This is a genomic window from Roseateles sp. GW835-FHT13E02 (assembly GCF_058794035.1).
Window position 1 is genome coordinate 157372 of the sequence record NZ_JBXAGJ010000007.1, and the last position, 14990, is coordinate 172361.

Below are 14990 nucleotides of genomic sequence, written 5' to 3' on the forward strand. Positions count from 1 at the left end.
CATGCAGCAGGATCACTGATCCTGCGAGCTCTTCTTGATGCTGGTGAGGCGGCGCTTGGCGCGCTTGATCTCGCCGCCCTGGGCAACGCGTTCGTTGCCCAAAACGCGCAGCTTCTTGGTCTGCGGGCGGTGGTTGCCGCTCTTCGAGAACTTGACGATCTTGACCACGCGCGGTCCCAGCTTGCTGTCTGCGCGGGTGTTGGCTTCGTCTTCCTTGGGCGGAATCGGGCGCCAGATGATGAGCAGCTTGCCGATGTGCTGAATCGGCGCTGCATTCAGCTCGCCGCACAGGCTGGCGAAGATGCCTTCGCGGTTGGCGCGGTCGTCCGAGAAGATCCGCACCTTGATCAGCCCGTGGGCATTGAGGGCGGCGTCGGTCGCTTTCACGACGGCAGGGGTGAGTCCATCCGCGCCTATCATGACCACGGGGTCGAGATGATGGGCTTCGGAGCGTTTTTCCTTGCGCTGGGCAGGGGTCAATTGAATCGCAGGCATAGGCGTATTATCCGTGCAACATGAAGTTCACAACAAAAAGCAAAAAACTTAATAAGGCGTGGTTGCATGATCACATCAATGATCCCTACGTCAAGATGGCCCAGCGTGACGGTTATCGCGCCCGCGCGGCTTACAAGCTCAAAGAAATTGACGAAGAGCTCAAGCTGATCCGCCCGGGCCAGGTCGTGGTGGATCTCGGTGCTTCACCGGGCGCCTGGAGCCAGTATTTGCGGCGCTGCTTTGCCCCCAAGGAGGCAGGTACCGGCGGCGCAGCCGTGGGGCAGCTCAACGGCACCATCATCTCGCTGGACTTGCTCGATTGCGCGCCGATTGAGGGCGTGCATTTCATCAAAGGCGATTTCCAGGAGAAGGCGGTGCTGCATCAGTTGGAGGCTGCCCTGGACGGCAAGTCCGTCGATGTGGTGGTGTCCGACATGGCGCCCAATCTTTCGGGTATCGAGAGTTCGGATGCGGCGCGTGTGGCCGGCTTGGTCGAATTGGCCATCGAGTTCGCGCAAGCGCATCTCAAGCCTGAAGGTGCGCTGGTGGCCAAGGTGTTTCATGGCAGCGGTTACACGCAGCTGGTGGAACTCTTCAAGGCGACTTTCAAGAAGGTCAAGCCCCTGAAGCCCAAAGCCTCGCGCGATCGTTCGTCCGAGACTTTCCTGATCGGCATCGGCCTCAAGAAGCCTGCCGTACCGAAGGCAGACACGCCGGCGTGAATGCCGGTGATTTCGCATGGCCATGCAAATCAGCCTGGCCTCTTGACTGCAATAGAATCAACCCCATATGCCGTGCACGTGGCTGTAAATAGTGCAGCCTGGCCGTAATGAACAAGGAGTGGCGGTGAACAATCAGTGGTTCTCGAAAGTAGCGGTCTGGATCGTGATCGCTCTGGTGCTGTTCACGGTCTTCAAGCAGTTTGACCGCAGCGCAGCCCCGGGCAATGCCATGGGCTACTCGGAGTTCCTCGATGAAGTCCAGTCCGGCCGCATCAAGCAGGTCACTCTGCAAGAAGGCAATGGCGGCACCGACATCATTGCCGAGGGCTCGGATGGCAAGAAGATCCGTGTCACAGCCACCTATCTGGACCGCGGTCTGGTCGGTGATCTGCGCAATCACGGTGTCAAGTTCGACGTCAAGCCTCGCGAAGAGCCTTCTTTCCTGATCAGCATGCTGGTCAGCTGGGGCCCGATGCTGCTCTTGATCGGCGTGTGGGTCTACTTCATGCGTCAGATGCAAGGTGGCGGCAAGGGTGGCGCTTTCAGCTTCGGCAAGAGCAAGGCTCGCATGCTGGATGAAGCCAGCAACAACATCACCTTTGCTGATGTGGCCGGTTGCGACGAGGCCAAGGAAGAAGTGAAGGAGCTGGTCGACTTCCTGAAAGACCCGCAAAAATTCCAGAAGTTGGGCGGTCGTATCCCGCGCGGTGTGTTGCTGGTCGGCCCCCCGGGAACCGGCAAGACCTTGCTGGCCAAGTCCATCGCCGGTGAAGCCAAGGTGCCGTTCTTCACGATCTCGGGCTCCGACTTCGTGGAAATGTTCGTCGGCGTCGGTGCTGCCCGTGTTCGCGACATGTTCGAGCAGGCCAAGAAGAGCGCGCCCTGCATCATCTTCATCGACGAAATCGATGCGGTCGGTCGCCATCGCGGAGCGGGCCTGGGTGGCGGCAATGACGAGCGCGAGCAGACCCTGAATCAGATGTTGGTCGAGATGGATGGTTTTGAAACCAACCTCGGCGTCATCGTGATCGCTGCGACCAATCGCCCGGACATCCTGGACCCGGCGCTGCTGCGCCCCGGTCGTTTTGACCGTCAGGTCTATGTGACCTTGCCGGACATCCGCGGCCGTGAGCAGATCCTCAATGTGCACATGCGCAAGGTGCCCGTGGGTCAGGACGTCAACGCCAGTATCCTGGCGCGTGGCACGCCCGGTATGAGCGGTGCCGATTTGGCCAACTTGGTCAACGAAGCCGCCTTGTTCGCCGCCCGCCGCGGTGCTCGCCTGGTCGAGATGATCGACTTCGAGCGCGCCAAGGACAAGCTCTACATGGGCCCCGAGCGCAAGAGCATGGTGATGACGGAAGAGGAGAAGCGGGCGACCGCCTATCACGAGTCCGGCCATGCTATCGTGGCCGAAATGCTGCCGGGTACGGACCCGGTTCACAAGGTCACCATCATGCCGCGTGGCCGCGCCCTGGGGGTGACCTGGCAGCTGCCGGAGCGCGATCAGTACAGCCGTTACTACAAGCAGATGCTGAATGAAATCAGCATCCTGTTCGGTGGCCGTATCGCCGAAGACCTGTTCGTCAAGGACATCTCCACCGGGGCGTCCAACGACTACGAGCGTGCCACCCGCATCGCGCGCGATATGGTCACGCGCTACGGCATGAGCGAGGTGCTTGGCCCCATGGTGTATGCAGAGAACGAGGGCGAAGTCTTCCTCGGCCGCAGCATGACCAAGACGTCCAATATCAGCGAAAGCACGCAGCAAAAGGTCGACGCCGAAATGCGCCGAATCCTGGACGAGCAGTACGCGGTGGCTCGCAATATTCTGGAAACCCATCGCGACAAGGTTGAAGAGATGACCGCGGCGCTGATGAAGTGGGAAACCATCGACCGGGATCAGGTGCTGGACATCATGGCTGGTCGCCCGCCCCGCGATCCGGGTGACGGCTCGCAGCCGCGCAACAGTGCCAGCAGCGGCGGCACTCCGCCCGTGAGCACCGATGGAGCGCCTGCTGCCGCCTGACAAAGGCTGAAATTGAGTGGGGCCCGGCTTCTGAAGCCGGGCCTTTTTTCTTTGGCGCATTCCTTCAGGCTCGCCGAGTTGCCTGCAGCCTGCTCGCAGTTCTTTCTTACGACTTGAGTCTTGCTTTGAGTGCATCACCTATTGAGTCCGCGCCGACCTGGCGCACCCGCCGCTTTGCCATCGATCTGCAGCGTGTCCAGGTCATGGGCATCGTCAATGTCACACCGGATTCCTTTTCCGACGGTGGCCAGCACGGGACAGCGCGCAGCGCCATCGCTCATTGCGAGCGCCTGCTGGCGGACGGTGTGGACATCCTCGACATTGGCGGCGAATCCAGCCGCCCCGGCGCGCAGTTGCTCAGCGAGGACGACGAGTGGTCGCGTGTGGCGCCTGTGCTGGCCGAGGCGGTTAAGCTGGGCGTGCCGGTGTCCATCGACACCTACAAACCGGCACTGATGGCGCGTGCGCTCGATCTCGGAGTGGACATCATCAATGACATTCAGGCCTTGCGAATGCCAGGTGCGCTCAAGGCGGTGTCGTCCCATGCAGATGCGGGCGTGTGCCTGATGCACATGCGCGGTGACTCATCCACCATGCAGGCTTTGGTGGACTACGGCGATGTGGTCACGGAGGTGGCTGCCTTCTTGGTCGACCGGGCGCGCGTCTTGCGTGAAGCCGGCGTGGCGGCGGAGCGTATCGTGCTGGACCCCGGTTACGGGTTCGCGAAAACCACGGCACAGAATTTTGAGCTGCTGGCGCGACTGCAAGAGTTGCAAGGTTTGGGCTACCCATTGTTGATCGGTTGGTCGCGCAAGCGGGCCATCGGAGATGTGACCGGCCGGCCTGTGGACCAGCGCCTGGCCGGTAGTTTGGCCGCGGCGTTGGCCGCGGTGGCACGCGGCGCCCGCATCGTGCGCGTGCACGATGTGGCGGCGACGGTCGATGCGCTCAAGGTCTGGCATGCGGCTGCCGGCGGAGCGTGAATACTGTTACGCGGTTGCCACAGCCGCTGACCGACAATAGCGGATTGATTTTCAGGAGGGTGCTCACAATGAGCCGCAAGTATTTCGGTACCGATGGGATTCGTGGCACGGTCGGCCAAGCGCCGATCACGCCCGACTTCATGTTGCGCTTGGGCCATGCGGTGGGCCAGGTGCTGCGCAAGCAGTCGAGCCGCCCCAGCGTCTTGATCGGCAAGGACACGCGTATTTCTGGCTACATGATCGAGTCGGCCCTGGAGGCCGGTTTTGCCTCGGCCGGTGTCGATGTGCAGCTGACGGGCCCGCTGCCCACGCCGGGCGTGGCCTACCTGACTCGCGCGCTGCGCCAGGATCTGGGTGTGGTGATCAGTGCTTCGCACAATCCCTTCGCCGACAACGGCATCAAGTTCTTCTCGGCCAAGGGTGAAAAGCTGCCCGATGCCTGGGAACTGGCCGTCGAAGCGGCACTCGACGAGCCGCCGACCTGGATTGATTCGGCCAATCTTGGCCGTGCTCGCCGCATCGGCGATGCGCGTGGTCGTTACATCGAGTTCTGCAAGAACAGCTTCGGCTCCGATTTGACCCTCAAGGGCATGAAGATCGTGGTCGATGCAGCGCATGGCGCGGCCTACCACGTGGCACCCGATGTGTTCCACGAGCTGGGTGCCGAGGTCATCTCCATTGGCTGCAGCCCCGATGGTTTCAATATCAACGCCGGTTTTGGTGCCACTTCGCCCGCCGCCCTGGTCAAGGCCGTGCATGAGCACGGCGCGCACTACGGCGTCGCGCTGGATGGTGACGCCGATCGCCTGCAACTGGTGGACGCACAAGGCCGCCTCTACAACGGTGACGAGTTGCTGTATGTGATGGTGGCCGATCGCCTGGGTCAGGGCCTGCGTGTGCCTGGCGCGGTGGGCACCTTGATGACCAATATGGCGGTCGAGCTGGCGCTGCGCTCGCGCGATGTGGACTTCGTCCGTGCCAAGGTCGGTGACCGTTATGTTTTGGAAGAGCTGAGCGCGCGCGGCTGGCAGCTGGGTGGCGAAGGCTCAGGGCATCTGCTGGCCCTGGACAAACACACCACGGGCGATGGCATCGTCAGCGCCTTGCTGATTCTGCAGGCCGTCAGCCGCACCGGCCGCTCTTTGTCGGAGCATCTGGCAGACGTCACCTTGTTCCCGCAGACCATGATCAATGTGCGTTTGCAGCCGGGTCAGGATTGGCGCAGCAATGCCCGCCTGGCGCGCGAGCAAGCCGAAGTGACGGCTGAGCTCGGCGACCGCGGCCGTGTGCTGATCCGCGCCTCCGGCACCGAGCCGCTTCTGCGGGTGATGGTGGAGGCCAGCGATGCGGCCTTGGCACAGCAAAGTGCGCAACGCTTGGCGGAGGCCGTCAAGGCCTGATGTGATGATGGTTCGGGGCGGGTGTGCTGCAGTGTGTTGCATTTGCCCGAACCCTTGACGCTGAAATGAAAAGCCCCAGGTGACATGTCATCTGGGGCTTTTTGCTTGATTGCCAGGCAGTGGTCGATTCAGGGGCGCTTGAGAACCAAGAACCCGCCCGACTTGTCGGAAGGCCGACTTACGGCCGCTACCACGCTCCAGCCGGAGGGAATCTCCTGACTGTTGCTCTGCAGCGCATGGCTGCAGCGGGTGTTTTGCAGGGAATGCTGAGCATCGACCCTCCATCGGCCCTGGAACTGCAACGAGGCCAAGGTTGCCAGGGACTGATCCGGTGCTGCGACACAGTTGGCGTTCTGCGGCAGGTGAGCCCGCAAGCGCTCCACCAAGGGGCCGTTGCTGCGAATGAAATCCAGTGGCGGCAGCAACAAGGTCATGATCAAGAGCCAGCAAAGGGCCACGCCACCGGCGGGCAGGACCAAGCTCTTCCAAAGCGCATGCTGATGCCGGGCGGTGCGCCAACGAACCAGTGCGATCCATGCCGCAGTAGCCAATACGGCCAATACCAGGGCCAGTGCGCTGAAGCGTGGTTCGAACTCTTCACCCAAACCCAGGCGGCGCAGATTGGTCATGGGCGTGCGCGGCACACCCAGATGCATGGAGATGTAGTGCAGCCAGAACAGCAATGTCCAGGCGCTGAAGAAGAACACCGAGAACCAGTCCATGGCTGCGGCGATGCCGCGCTGCAAGGTGGGTAACGCAAAACTGGCGAGCACTGCGAGCGCCGGCAAGCTCAACAACAAAGCGCGATCCGAGCCGCCCATCAGGATGCTGGTCAGCAAAGGGATCAGGGCGGCGATCAGTGGCAGAAGGATATGCCTGCCTTGCCAATGTGCACGCCAGCGCCACAGGGTCCAGAGGGCCATGGGCCAGACCGGCCAGCAGAACCAAGCCAGCAAATTGAGGGTGCGCAGCAACTGATCCAGATCCAGTTCGCCTTTGATTCGCCAAGCCCAGGCATTGAATTCCCAGGCACTCATGGCGGCCAAGCAGCCTGAAGCAAGCAGCCATAAGATGAGGCTCCGCACTTCCAGATACCGCGAGCGCTGGCAAAGCCAGGCGCCAATGAGCGACAGCGCGAGCGCCACCGCGGGCGCGCCACTGGCTGCCAAAATGGGGAGTGCTCCAAGAATCGCCCAGCGCGATTTGCTGGGGCGATAGGGGGCCGCGGCGAGGCCGTATAGGTAGAGGCTGACAGCCAGCAACTGCAGTAATTCGGGCGTGGTTTCGTGACCCAGTTGCAGCAGACCCAGGCTGGCGATCAAGGCAAGTAGGGCGCCATCGGCCAGTGAGCGGGCGTAATCGACGGCCTGTGCTTCCCCGCCAAATGCAAAGGCCACGGGTTGTGCTGCATCGGTGCGCGCCAGATGGAAGCTGCTGTACCAAACCAGCACCAGGACCAGGACCAGCATCAGTGCATATGGCAGGCGCGCCGCGAAAGCAGCGTCGGCGAAAGGCAGGGCCTGGATGGCTGCCGCACCCACCCAGTAGGGCAGGGGGCCGCCTTCTGCCGGAATGCCCGCGATCGCAGGTTGCCACCATGGGGCGCTGCCTTGCGCAATGCTGGCCATGAAGCCAAAGGCGCTCAGGTCTGCATTGCGCCAGGGATCTCGGCCGAACAGGCCAGGCAGCACATAGGCTGCGCAAAACAGCAGCAGTGCCAGGCGGGGCAGGCGCTGCGCACTTCGCTCAGCAACGATGGCAGGGGTGGGCAGGTTCACGCGTGGAGCAGTTGGGTGTGAATGAAAGATGCCTGGATCATGCCGCAAAGCTGTGATGGCAGCGAGGCGAGCGTCTTGCGAAGATGAGCGTGTGGGGCGAGGGCTGCACGGGGCTTGGCGAAGCGGGCATGAAAAAAGGCAGCCAGAGCTGCCTTCCTGTACCGAGAACCCGAAGTCCGGGTCGAATCGGATTTACTTCTTGGCGAAGCCGGCAAACTTGTTGCGGAACTTCTCGACGCGGCCGCCCAGGTTGTCGATGCTCTTTTGCTGGCCGGTGTAGAAGGGGTGCGATTCGCTGGTGGTTTCCAGCTTGACCAGCGGCACTTCGCGGCCGTCGTCCAGCGTGATGGTTTCCTTGCTGCTCACGGTCGAACGCGTGATGAACTTGAAACCATTGGATTGATCCACGAAGCAAACGTCGCGGTAATTGGGGTGAATGCCGTCTTTCATGAGAGACCTCTCGCTTTGCGCTGACGTGCCGGGAGCCATGTCGCACCATGCGACGCACTTTCCGACAGCGACAAAAACGCGGATTGTAGCAAAATTTTTCAGGGCGACCGTTTGAAGGTGCCCGTCGGCCCACCGAAACCAGCGGGCCGGGTGTCCACCGCCGCAGCATGCCGCGGCCGTCCCTGCGCCGGCAGGGGCTGGAGAATCAACCGCCGCGACGCATCATGTCGAAGAAATCGAGGTTGTTCTTGGTGGACTTCATCTTGTCCAGCACGAACTCCATCGCCTCGATCTCGTCCATGTTGTAGAGCAGCTTGCGCAAGATCCAGCTCTTTTGCAGGATCTCGGGCTTGAGCAGCAGTTCTTCGCGGCGGGTGCCGGACTTGTTGATCAAGATCGAAGGGTAGACGCGCTTTTCGGCCATGCGGCGATCCAGATGGATTTCGCAGTTGCCGGTGCCCTTGAACTCTTCGTAGATCACTTCGTCCATGCGGCTGCCGGTGTCGATCAGCGCAGTGCCGATGATGGTCAGCGAGCCGCCTTCTTCCACCTTGCGCGCAGCGCCGAAGAAGCGCTTGGGGCGCTGCAGGGCGTTGGCGTCCACGCCGCCGGTCAGCACCTTGCCGGAGGAGGGCAGGACATTGTTGTAGGCGCGAGCCAGGCGGGTGATGGAGTCCAGCAGGATGATCACATCCTTCTTGAGTTCGACCAGGCGCTTGGCGCGCTCGATCACCATCTCGGCCACCTGCACATGGCGGGCGGCCGGCTCGTCAAAGGTGGAGCTGATCACTTCACCGCGCACGGTGCGGATCATCTCGGTCACTTCTTCGGGGCGCTCGTCCACCAGCAGCACGATCAGGTGAGACTCGGGATGATTGGCGACCAGCGCATGAGCGATGCTCTTCATCATCTCGGTCTTGCCGGTCTTGGGCTGGGCGACGATCAGAGCGCGCTGCCCTTTGCCGATCGGCGCGATCAGGTCAATGATGCGGCCGGTGACGTTTTCTTCGCCCTTGAAGTTGTCTCGTTCGAGCTTGAACTGTTCGCGCGGGAACAGCGGCGTCAAGTTCTCGAACATGATCTTGTGCTTACTCTCCTCGGGCGTCAGTTCGTTGACGCGGTCAACCTTGACCAGGGCAAAGTAGCGCTCGCCGTCCTTGGGCACGCGCACTTCGCCTTCGATCATGTCGCCGGTGTGGAGGTTGAAGCGGCGGATCTGGCTGGGGCTCAGGTAGATGTCATCGGTTGACGCCATATAGCTGTCGTCGATGGATCGCAGGAAGCCAAAGCCATCCGGCAGCACTTCGAGCACGCCGTTGCCGAACACTTGTTCGCCGGCTTTGGCGCGCTTTTTCATGATCGCAAACATCAACTCCTGCTTGCGCATGCGAGCGACGTTGTCGATCTCCAGCGCCTCGCCCATCTTGATGAGCTCGGAGACGTGAAGCGCTTTCAGTTCGGAAAGATGCATGGGTGAACACCCGGTAGGTCGTCAGGGTCCTGCCAAGGACCGGGGACTTAAAACTTCAGCGGCAAGCGCACATTGCCCTGCAAGCCACGCCAACGGCACAGAATCAGTCAGCGAAACCGCGAAACAAAAAACGAGGGAGCTTGGGCGCCGAGTCCACGCGCCAGAGCCGTCGATGCGGCCAGGGCGTGTTGGCAATTCACTGTCGCCGGGAGCCGGGAATCCGAGAGGATTCGATATGTTCCCGGCAACAGATTGGAGGAGATTATAGGTTAGCGTCCAGGAAGGCCGTCAATTGGGCCTTGGACAAAGCACCGACCTTGGTGGCGGCCAGCTGGCCGTCTTTGAACAGCATCAGGGTCGGGATGCCGCGGATGCCGAACTTGGCGGGCACTTCGCGGTTTTCGTCCACGTTCATCTTGGTGATTTGCAGGCGATCGCCATAGTCCTTGGACACTTCGTCCAGGATGGGGGCAATCATCTTGCAGGGGCCGCACCATTCGGCCCAGTAGTCCACCAGCACGGGCTTGCCGGCTTGGATCACATCGGCGTCAAAGGATGCGTCGGAAATGTGTTTGATCAGTTCGCTGCTCATGGAGTGTCCTTGGACGGGGTCTCGGCAGGGCTGCCGACAAAGTGGCCAGACGTGGCTGGCTTGAGTGTCGTTGGATTTTGACACAAAGGATTTGGGGTCGTGACGATGGGGCCATGGTGGAGCGGTCGGCTTCACGTGCTCGCGAATCAGCGCAACGACTTGTGTTCTGCGCTTGCCTTCTGATTCTTGGCTGCTGGGTCGCTAACGTGAAAACAACTCGGATGTTTTTCGGGGGGGGGCATGATTTCGGCAATGGCTTGTTGTTTGCAGTGGCCTGGAAGAAGTTTTTGGAGTTTTCTTGGGAGCGCTTGAATTCCAGGCTAGAATAGTGGTCTTCGTCGGGGCGTAGCGCAGCCTGGTAGCGCATCTGCTTTGGGAGCAGAGGGTCGCGAGTTCGAATCCCGCCGCCCCGACCAAGACCCTTATCGAATACCCGTTGCAAGCGCGAGTTTGCAGCGGGTTTTTTGTTTGTGCTGGAGAAAGGTAAGGCAGTCGTATTTGACACCGGGGTTTGTGCGCCCTGGGTTAGCGCGACTTCTCTGGCCGCAGCTCGAACCACAGAATTGCGCGCGACTGGGCTTGATCGAGCCCGCCCTTCAACATGACTTGATGCCATGGCTATCCAACAACTGACCGAAGAGCAAATCCAGACCTGGACTCGCGCCCAAAAGGACGAGTGGTGGTTCAAGAACATCTTCCGCGGCGATATGCCGCAGCTGACCCTGCGATCTGCCCTGACGGGTTTCTTGCTCGGCGCCGTTCTGGCAGCCACCGCGCTCTATGTGGGCGGCAAGACCGGCATCGGCATCGGCGTGGGGCTGACCGCGGTGATTCTGTCGTTTGGCTTGTTCCGCGCCTTGCACGCTTCGGGTCTGGCCAAGGACTACACCATCCTCGAGAACAACTGCACGCAATCGATCGCGACTGCGGCGGGCTATGTGGTGGCGCCGCTTTACACCAGCCTGGCAGCCTATATGTTGATCACGGGCCGCATCATTCCTTGGTGGCAGATGATCATTTGGATGGCAGTGACATCCATTCTTGGCGTGCTGGTGGCCTTCCCCATGAAGCGGCGCTTCATCAATGAAGATCAGCTGCCTTTTCCCGAGGGTCGTGCCAGCGGCGTGGTGCTGGATGCGCTCTACATGGGCGACGCAGCGACGGGTGTCTTCAAGGCTCGTTTGCTGACCCTCGTGGCCGGTGGCACTGCGCTCTATCAGGCCGTGGTAAGTGATGGCTGGATGAAGTTGATCCAGTTCAAGATCCTGCGCATGGATCAGTGGGCCGGCATGAAAGAGCCTTGGCATCTGCATGAGCGTCTGGACACTTACTACTACCAAGCCGCGGCCAAGGCGGAATGGTGGATTCCCAAGATCCTGGGCACTGATTTCCGCGTCTTGGGCCTGCGCCTGACGCTGGACGCAGCCATGATCGGTGTCGGCGGTCTGATGGGCATTGCGATCGCAACCAGTTGCTTGCTCGGTGCCTTCATCAACTTCGTCATCCTTGCACCGATGATGATTCAGCTCGGCGATATTGCGCCGCGCGTGTCGCCCAGTGGGGCACTGGTGCCGCTTTCGCGCGCCGAGATCGTCAACCAGTGGTCGCTGTGGTGGGGGGTCACCATCATGGTGGTGGGCTCGCTGACCAGCCTGCTGGCCAAACCTGAGCTGATCACCAGTCTGTTCAAAGGCAAGAAGAAGGGGGCGGCTGTGGCGTCCACGGGCCCGGATCTGCTGGCCGGTATCGAAGTGCCGCTGTGGATTTCCTACGTCGGCGTGCCGGTGTTCAGTTTGCTGGGTGCCTGGGTGACCCATCTGTTCTTCGGCGTGCCTATGTTCCTGGCTTTGATCTCGCTGCCCTTGATCTTTGTGCTGACGGTTATCTGCACCAACTCCATGGCGCTGACCTCATGGACGCCGACCGGGGCCCTGTCCAAGATCACCCAGTTCACCATGGGCGCCATCGACCGGACCAATCCCGCCAGCAATTTGCTGCCGGCCGGCATGACCTCGGAGATTGCCTCCAACGCCGCCAATCTGCTTTCGGACATCAAGCCGGGCTACATGCTCGGCGGCAAGCCGCGCCACCAGGCCATCGGTCATATCATCGGCATCTTTGCCGGCCTGCTGGCCTGTGTGCCGCTGTACTTCCTGCTTTTCCTGCCGGCCGACGCCAACGGCGTGCGCTCGGTCTCGACCCTGGTGTCTGAGCAGTTCGCCATGCCGGGCGCCTTGCAGTGGAAGGGCGTGGCCGAGTTGATTGCACGCGGCTTCAATGGCTTCCCGACCTCGGCTCTGATCGCCATGGCTGTGGCAGCCATCAGCGCCATCGTCATCGAGGTGCTGCGCATCGTCACCAAGGGCCGCTTCCCGCTGTCGGCTGTGTCCATTGGCTTGGGCGTGGTGTTGCCGCCCGAGTCGGTGTTTGCCATGTGGGTGGGTGCAATGCTGTTCTGGGTCATGGGCCTGCGCCACAAGAGTGTGAGCAGCCCCGGTCACCGCATTTGGGTGGAAGGTTGCGAACCGATCTGTGCGGGCCTGATCTCGGGCGCGGCCTTGATGGGAATTGGCAACTCCATCGTCAATGTGATCATGAATTGATGGTGGGGCCTCGGTGGCGGCGCACTCGCGCGGCCTCCCAGGCCCATGGCACAATCGCGGCCCCCGGAGCCTTGATTCGAGTTCTGCTACAGCTCAGACCTCAATTTGTTTGGGTGGCCTCGTGGCAGGCTTGCCGGGGCTCATTGCCAGGGTTGGCGTCGATCGGCGCCGTGCCCTGTTCGACCGACCATAGCTCAACTGGATAGAGCACCCGCCTTCTAAGCGGGCGGTTGCAAGTTCGATTCTTGCTGGTCGGGCCAATCTTCTTTCTCGCAGCCATGTTGCGCCGCACTCCCCTTCCTGTGTGGTGGATCTCCGCGTTGGCGTGCCGGGCTGATTGCGGTTTCAGGGGCTGACGCTGGCGGATCTTGCGATGTTTCGCTTCTGTACTGTTCTTGTTTCGAAGCCAGCGACGCTGCCTTGCAAAGCAAGAATGGATTTACGGGCTGACAAGCTGGCGCATCTTTTTGAATCACGCTTGTTCCCGGCGTTCTAGGGTTTTCCTGAACCTTGCTTTCCTTTGAATTCCCGCTTTAACGCTGATTTCCTGCATTTGGGTCAGAGATTTCGCGTTGCAAGGATTGCATCCTGCGCGTTACCAAACGTAAAGTAGAGTCCACAAAACGAGGGAATAGCGGCACCACGATGTGCACGCTGGAGGGGGAGTGAGTGCGGCTGCAAATGCTGTTCTCGCCACCTTGGGGAATGGCTTGGAGCGCAGTGCAGATTCGTCTCAGTCTGCACGCCATGTGACTCCTTGTGAGCAAGCGGCGTCCTCGTTGGACGCCGCTTTGCTTTTTTGGATCGAACACCATGCAGTGAGGATCCGATTCAAGACTTCAAGCCGGGCAGAGAAGGCGCCGGCTGAGGCTTCAAGTGCCCAGCTCCGTCGCATTCCATTGTTAGACTCCGCAGCCCTGTCGAGCCCGCGGGCTGTGCGCGTCCGCTTCGACACGGGATTGCGTTTGTTCTTGCCCATGCTTCCGTGACTGCCGTGCCTGCCTTGCCATGACTGCCTTGCCAATCACCCGACACACCTGCCTCGCCCTGCGCGCTGCCAAAGCCGGCCGAGCGGCTCGGTTCTTCGGAGTGGTGGCCATCTTGTTCGGTGCCACGACAGTTTGGGCGCAGGATGGCGGCGCGGCAGCGCCGGTATTGGGCACCGGCCCAGGGTCCTGTGTGTTGGTGTTCGGGCATGGGCGCAATTTCGAACCCACGCAGGCTGCCCAGAACGAGCATTGGGATCAGCTCAATCTGAGCTTCAACCGCGAGGTGGTTGATGCACTCAATCAGGCTCGCCACACCGCTCATGCCTTGGTGCTCAAGGTCTCGGCGCTGGATCTTGCGCGCAATGCGCGCCTGTTGCTGGACGAAGCACAGCGCCTCGGTTGCGGCCAGGTCTTGGAAACCACCGTGTTCGCCGATGTCGAGTCGTCTTCGTTCAAGGCCCGCTTGCGTCTGTATCCCCTGCAGGGGATGAAGGGGCCGCGGACCTCGGGCGAAGGCCTCAGCATCGGGGCGCCGCTCTACACCAACGAACGTGGCTTTGAGCTCAATCAGCGCAATCTCGAGCGCCTGCGTCCGGAGTTGCTGGCGCGCACCATGAGCGATGAGTTCTTGCAGTCCTTTGTGCCGGCCTCACGCACGGGTGCTGGGGTCAGTTCCGCAGCCGCTTCCGCCGCTGTCTCGGCGCCAGGACCTTGAGGTTCATGAGATGCATGAGGAGTGCGTCCGGCTCTGTGTGCCTGACGAAGCAGGCATCAATGTCGGCGGTACTGGGTGTCCCCGAACAGCATTTCGCGGGCCTTGTCGTCCATCAAGGGCTTGCGCTGGGTTTCCAGCACGGCCACGCCGCGCTGCACGGCCGGCCGCGCAGCGATTTCGTCAAACCAGCCCTTGAGATGGGGGTAGTCCGACATCTGCACGCCTTGGTTTTTCCAGCTGCGCAGCCAGGGAAAGATGGCCATGTCGGCAATGCTGTAAGCCGGCCCGCCGATGTAGCGGCTCATGGCCAGACGCTTGTCAATCACGCCGTACAGGCGCTGCGCCTCCTTGCTGTAGCGCTCGATCGCGTAGGCGATTTTCTCCGGGGCGTAGATGCGAAAGTGGTGGGCCTGACCCAGCATGGGGCCGACGCTGCCCATCTGGAACATCAGCCACTGCAGCACCTCGTACTTGCCGGCCGTGTCAGCGGGCAGAAATCGCCCGGTCTTGCCGGCCAGGTACAGCAGGATGGCGCCCGACTCGAACAGGCTGATCGGCCGCCCGTCCGGGCCTTCGCTGTCCTGGATGGCGGGGATCTTGTTGTTCGGGCTGATGGCCAGAAAGGCGGGCTCGAATTGTGCGCCCGCCCCGATGTCCACGGGGATCACCCGATAGGGCAGTCCGCATTCTTCCAACATGATGTGAACCTTGTGGCCGTTGGGTGTAGGCCATGAATACACTTCGATCATTTGGGTTCTCCACC

Annotated in this window: 12 protein-coding genes and 2 tRNA genes; 8 read left to right on the plus strand and 6 right to left on the minus strand. The window is 61.3% G+C overall.

The features are described from left to right. Nucleotides 1-12: 12 nt before the first annotated feature. On the minus strand, nucleotides 13-495 hold the full coding sequence (locus AC1Q6P_RS09060; protein ID WP_171826160.1) for a YhbY family RNA-binding protein: 483 nt from the start codon (nucleotides 493-495) through the stop codon (nucleotides 13-15). A 20-nt stretch (nucleotides 496-515) separates the two neighbouring features. Between AC1Q6P_RS09060 and AC1Q6P_RS09065 the strand changes: the two genes are divergently transcribed. The 4 genes from AC1Q6P_RS09065 to glmM all read left to right on the plus strand — a co-directional run bounded on the left by AC1Q6P_RS09065 (nucleotide 516) and on the right by glmM (nucleotide 5629). After that, the gene (locus AC1Q6P_RS09065) at nucleotides 516-1217 is read left to right on the plus strand and encodes an RlmE family RNA methyltransferase (RefSeq protein WP_492663579.1); all 702 of its coding nucleotides are present in this window, start codon (nucleotides 516-518) and stop codon (nucleotides 1215-1217) included. Nucleotides 1218-1341: 124 nt separating this feature from the next. After that, nucleotides 1342-3246: an ATP-dependent zinc metalloprotease FtsH gene (gene ftsH / locus AC1Q6P_RS09070; protein ID WP_171826162.1), complete on the plus strand. Its 1905-nt coding sequence runs from the start codon at nucleotides 1342-1344 to the stop codon at nucleotides 3244-3246. 203 nt (nucleotides 3247-3449) lie between these two features. Continuing rightward, nucleotides 3450-4229 (plus strand): dihydropteroate synthase, encoded by a 780-nt coding sequence (gene folP / locus AC1Q6P_RS09075; protein ID WP_492663689.1) that lies wholly within the window; start codon nucleotides 3450-3452, stop codon nucleotides 4227-4229. 68 nt (nucleotides 4230-4297) lie between these two features. Continuing rightward, nucleotides 4298-5629 (plus strand): phosphoglucosamine mutase, encoded by a 1332-nt coding sequence (gene glmM / locus AC1Q6P_RS09080; RefSeq protein ID WP_102770128.1) that lies wholly within the window; start codon nucleotides 4298-4300, stop codon nucleotides 5627-5629. A gap of 128 nt (nucleotides 5630-5757) precedes the next feature. Here the strand turns inward: glmM and AC1Q6P_RS09085 are convergent, their stop codons facing one another. From AC1Q6P_RS09085 to trxA, 4 genes are all read right to left on the minus strand, one after another. Beyond that, nucleotides 5758-7257, minus strand: coding sequence for a glycosyltransferase family protein (locus tag AC1Q6P_RS09085; RefSeq protein ID WP_492703146.1), 1500 nt, complete (start codon nucleotides 7255-7257; stop codon nucleotides 5758-5760). A 342-nt stretch (nucleotides 7258-7599) separates the two neighbouring features. Beyond that, nucleotides 7600-7857, minus strand: coding sequence for a type B 50S ribosomal protein L31 (locus AC1Q6P_RS09090; protein WP_102770129.1), 258 nt, complete (start codon nucleotides 7855-7857; stop codon nucleotides 7600-7602). 205 nt (nucleotides 7858-8062) lie between these two features. Further along, on the minus strand, nucleotides 8063-9328 hold the full coding sequence (gene rho, locus AC1Q6P_RS09095; protein ID WP_102770130.1) for a transcription termination factor Rho: 1266 nt from the start codon (nucleotides 9326-9328) through the stop codon (nucleotides 8063-8065). 262 nt (nucleotides 9329-9590) lie between these two features. Beyond that, nucleotides 9591-9920 (minus strand): thioredoxin TrxA, encoded by a 330-nt coding sequence (trxA, locus tag AC1Q6P_RS09100; protein ID WP_102770131.1) that lies wholly within the window; start codon nucleotides 9918-9920, stop codon nucleotides 9591-9593. A gap of 339 nt (nucleotides 9921-10259) precedes the next feature. Between trxA and AC1Q6P_RS09105 the strand changes: the two genes are divergently transcribed. The 4 genes from AC1Q6P_RS09105 to AC1Q6P_RS09120 all read left to right on the plus strand — a co-directional run bounded on the left by AC1Q6P_RS09105 (nucleotide 10260) and on the right by AC1Q6P_RS09120 (nucleotide 14227). Beyond that, a tRNA-Pro gene (locus AC1Q6P_RS09105) sits at nucleotides 10260-10336 on the plus strand. A gap of 198 nt (nucleotides 10337-10534) precedes the next feature. After that, entirely contained in the window at nucleotides 10535-12523 is a 1989-nt protein-coding gene (locus AC1Q6P_RS09110) for an OPT family oligopeptide transporter (protein WP_171826163.1), read from the plus strand. Between the two features lie 183 nt (nucleotides 12524-12706). Next, nucleotides 12707-12783 (plus strand) — tRNA-Arg (locus tag AC1Q6P_RS09115). Nucleotides 12784-13531: 748 nt separating this feature from the next. Continuing rightward, a complete protein-coding gene (locus AC1Q6P_RS09120) occupies nucleotides 13532-14227 on the plus strand; it encodes a hypothetical protein (RefSeq protein ID WP_492663577.1) in 696 nt (231 codons plus the stop codon). A gap of 56 nt (nucleotides 14228-14283) precedes the next feature. On the opposite strand, the gene AC1Q6P_RS09125 is transcribed toward AC1Q6P_RS09120, so the two are convergent. Beyond that, nucleotides 14284-14976: a glutathione S-transferase N-terminal domain-containing protein gene (locus AC1Q6P_RS09125; protein WP_102770134.1), complete on the minus strand. Its 693-nt coding sequence runs from the start codon at nucleotides 14974-14976 to the stop codon at nucleotides 14284-14286. Between the last annotated feature and the right edge of the window lie 14 nt (nucleotides 14977-14990).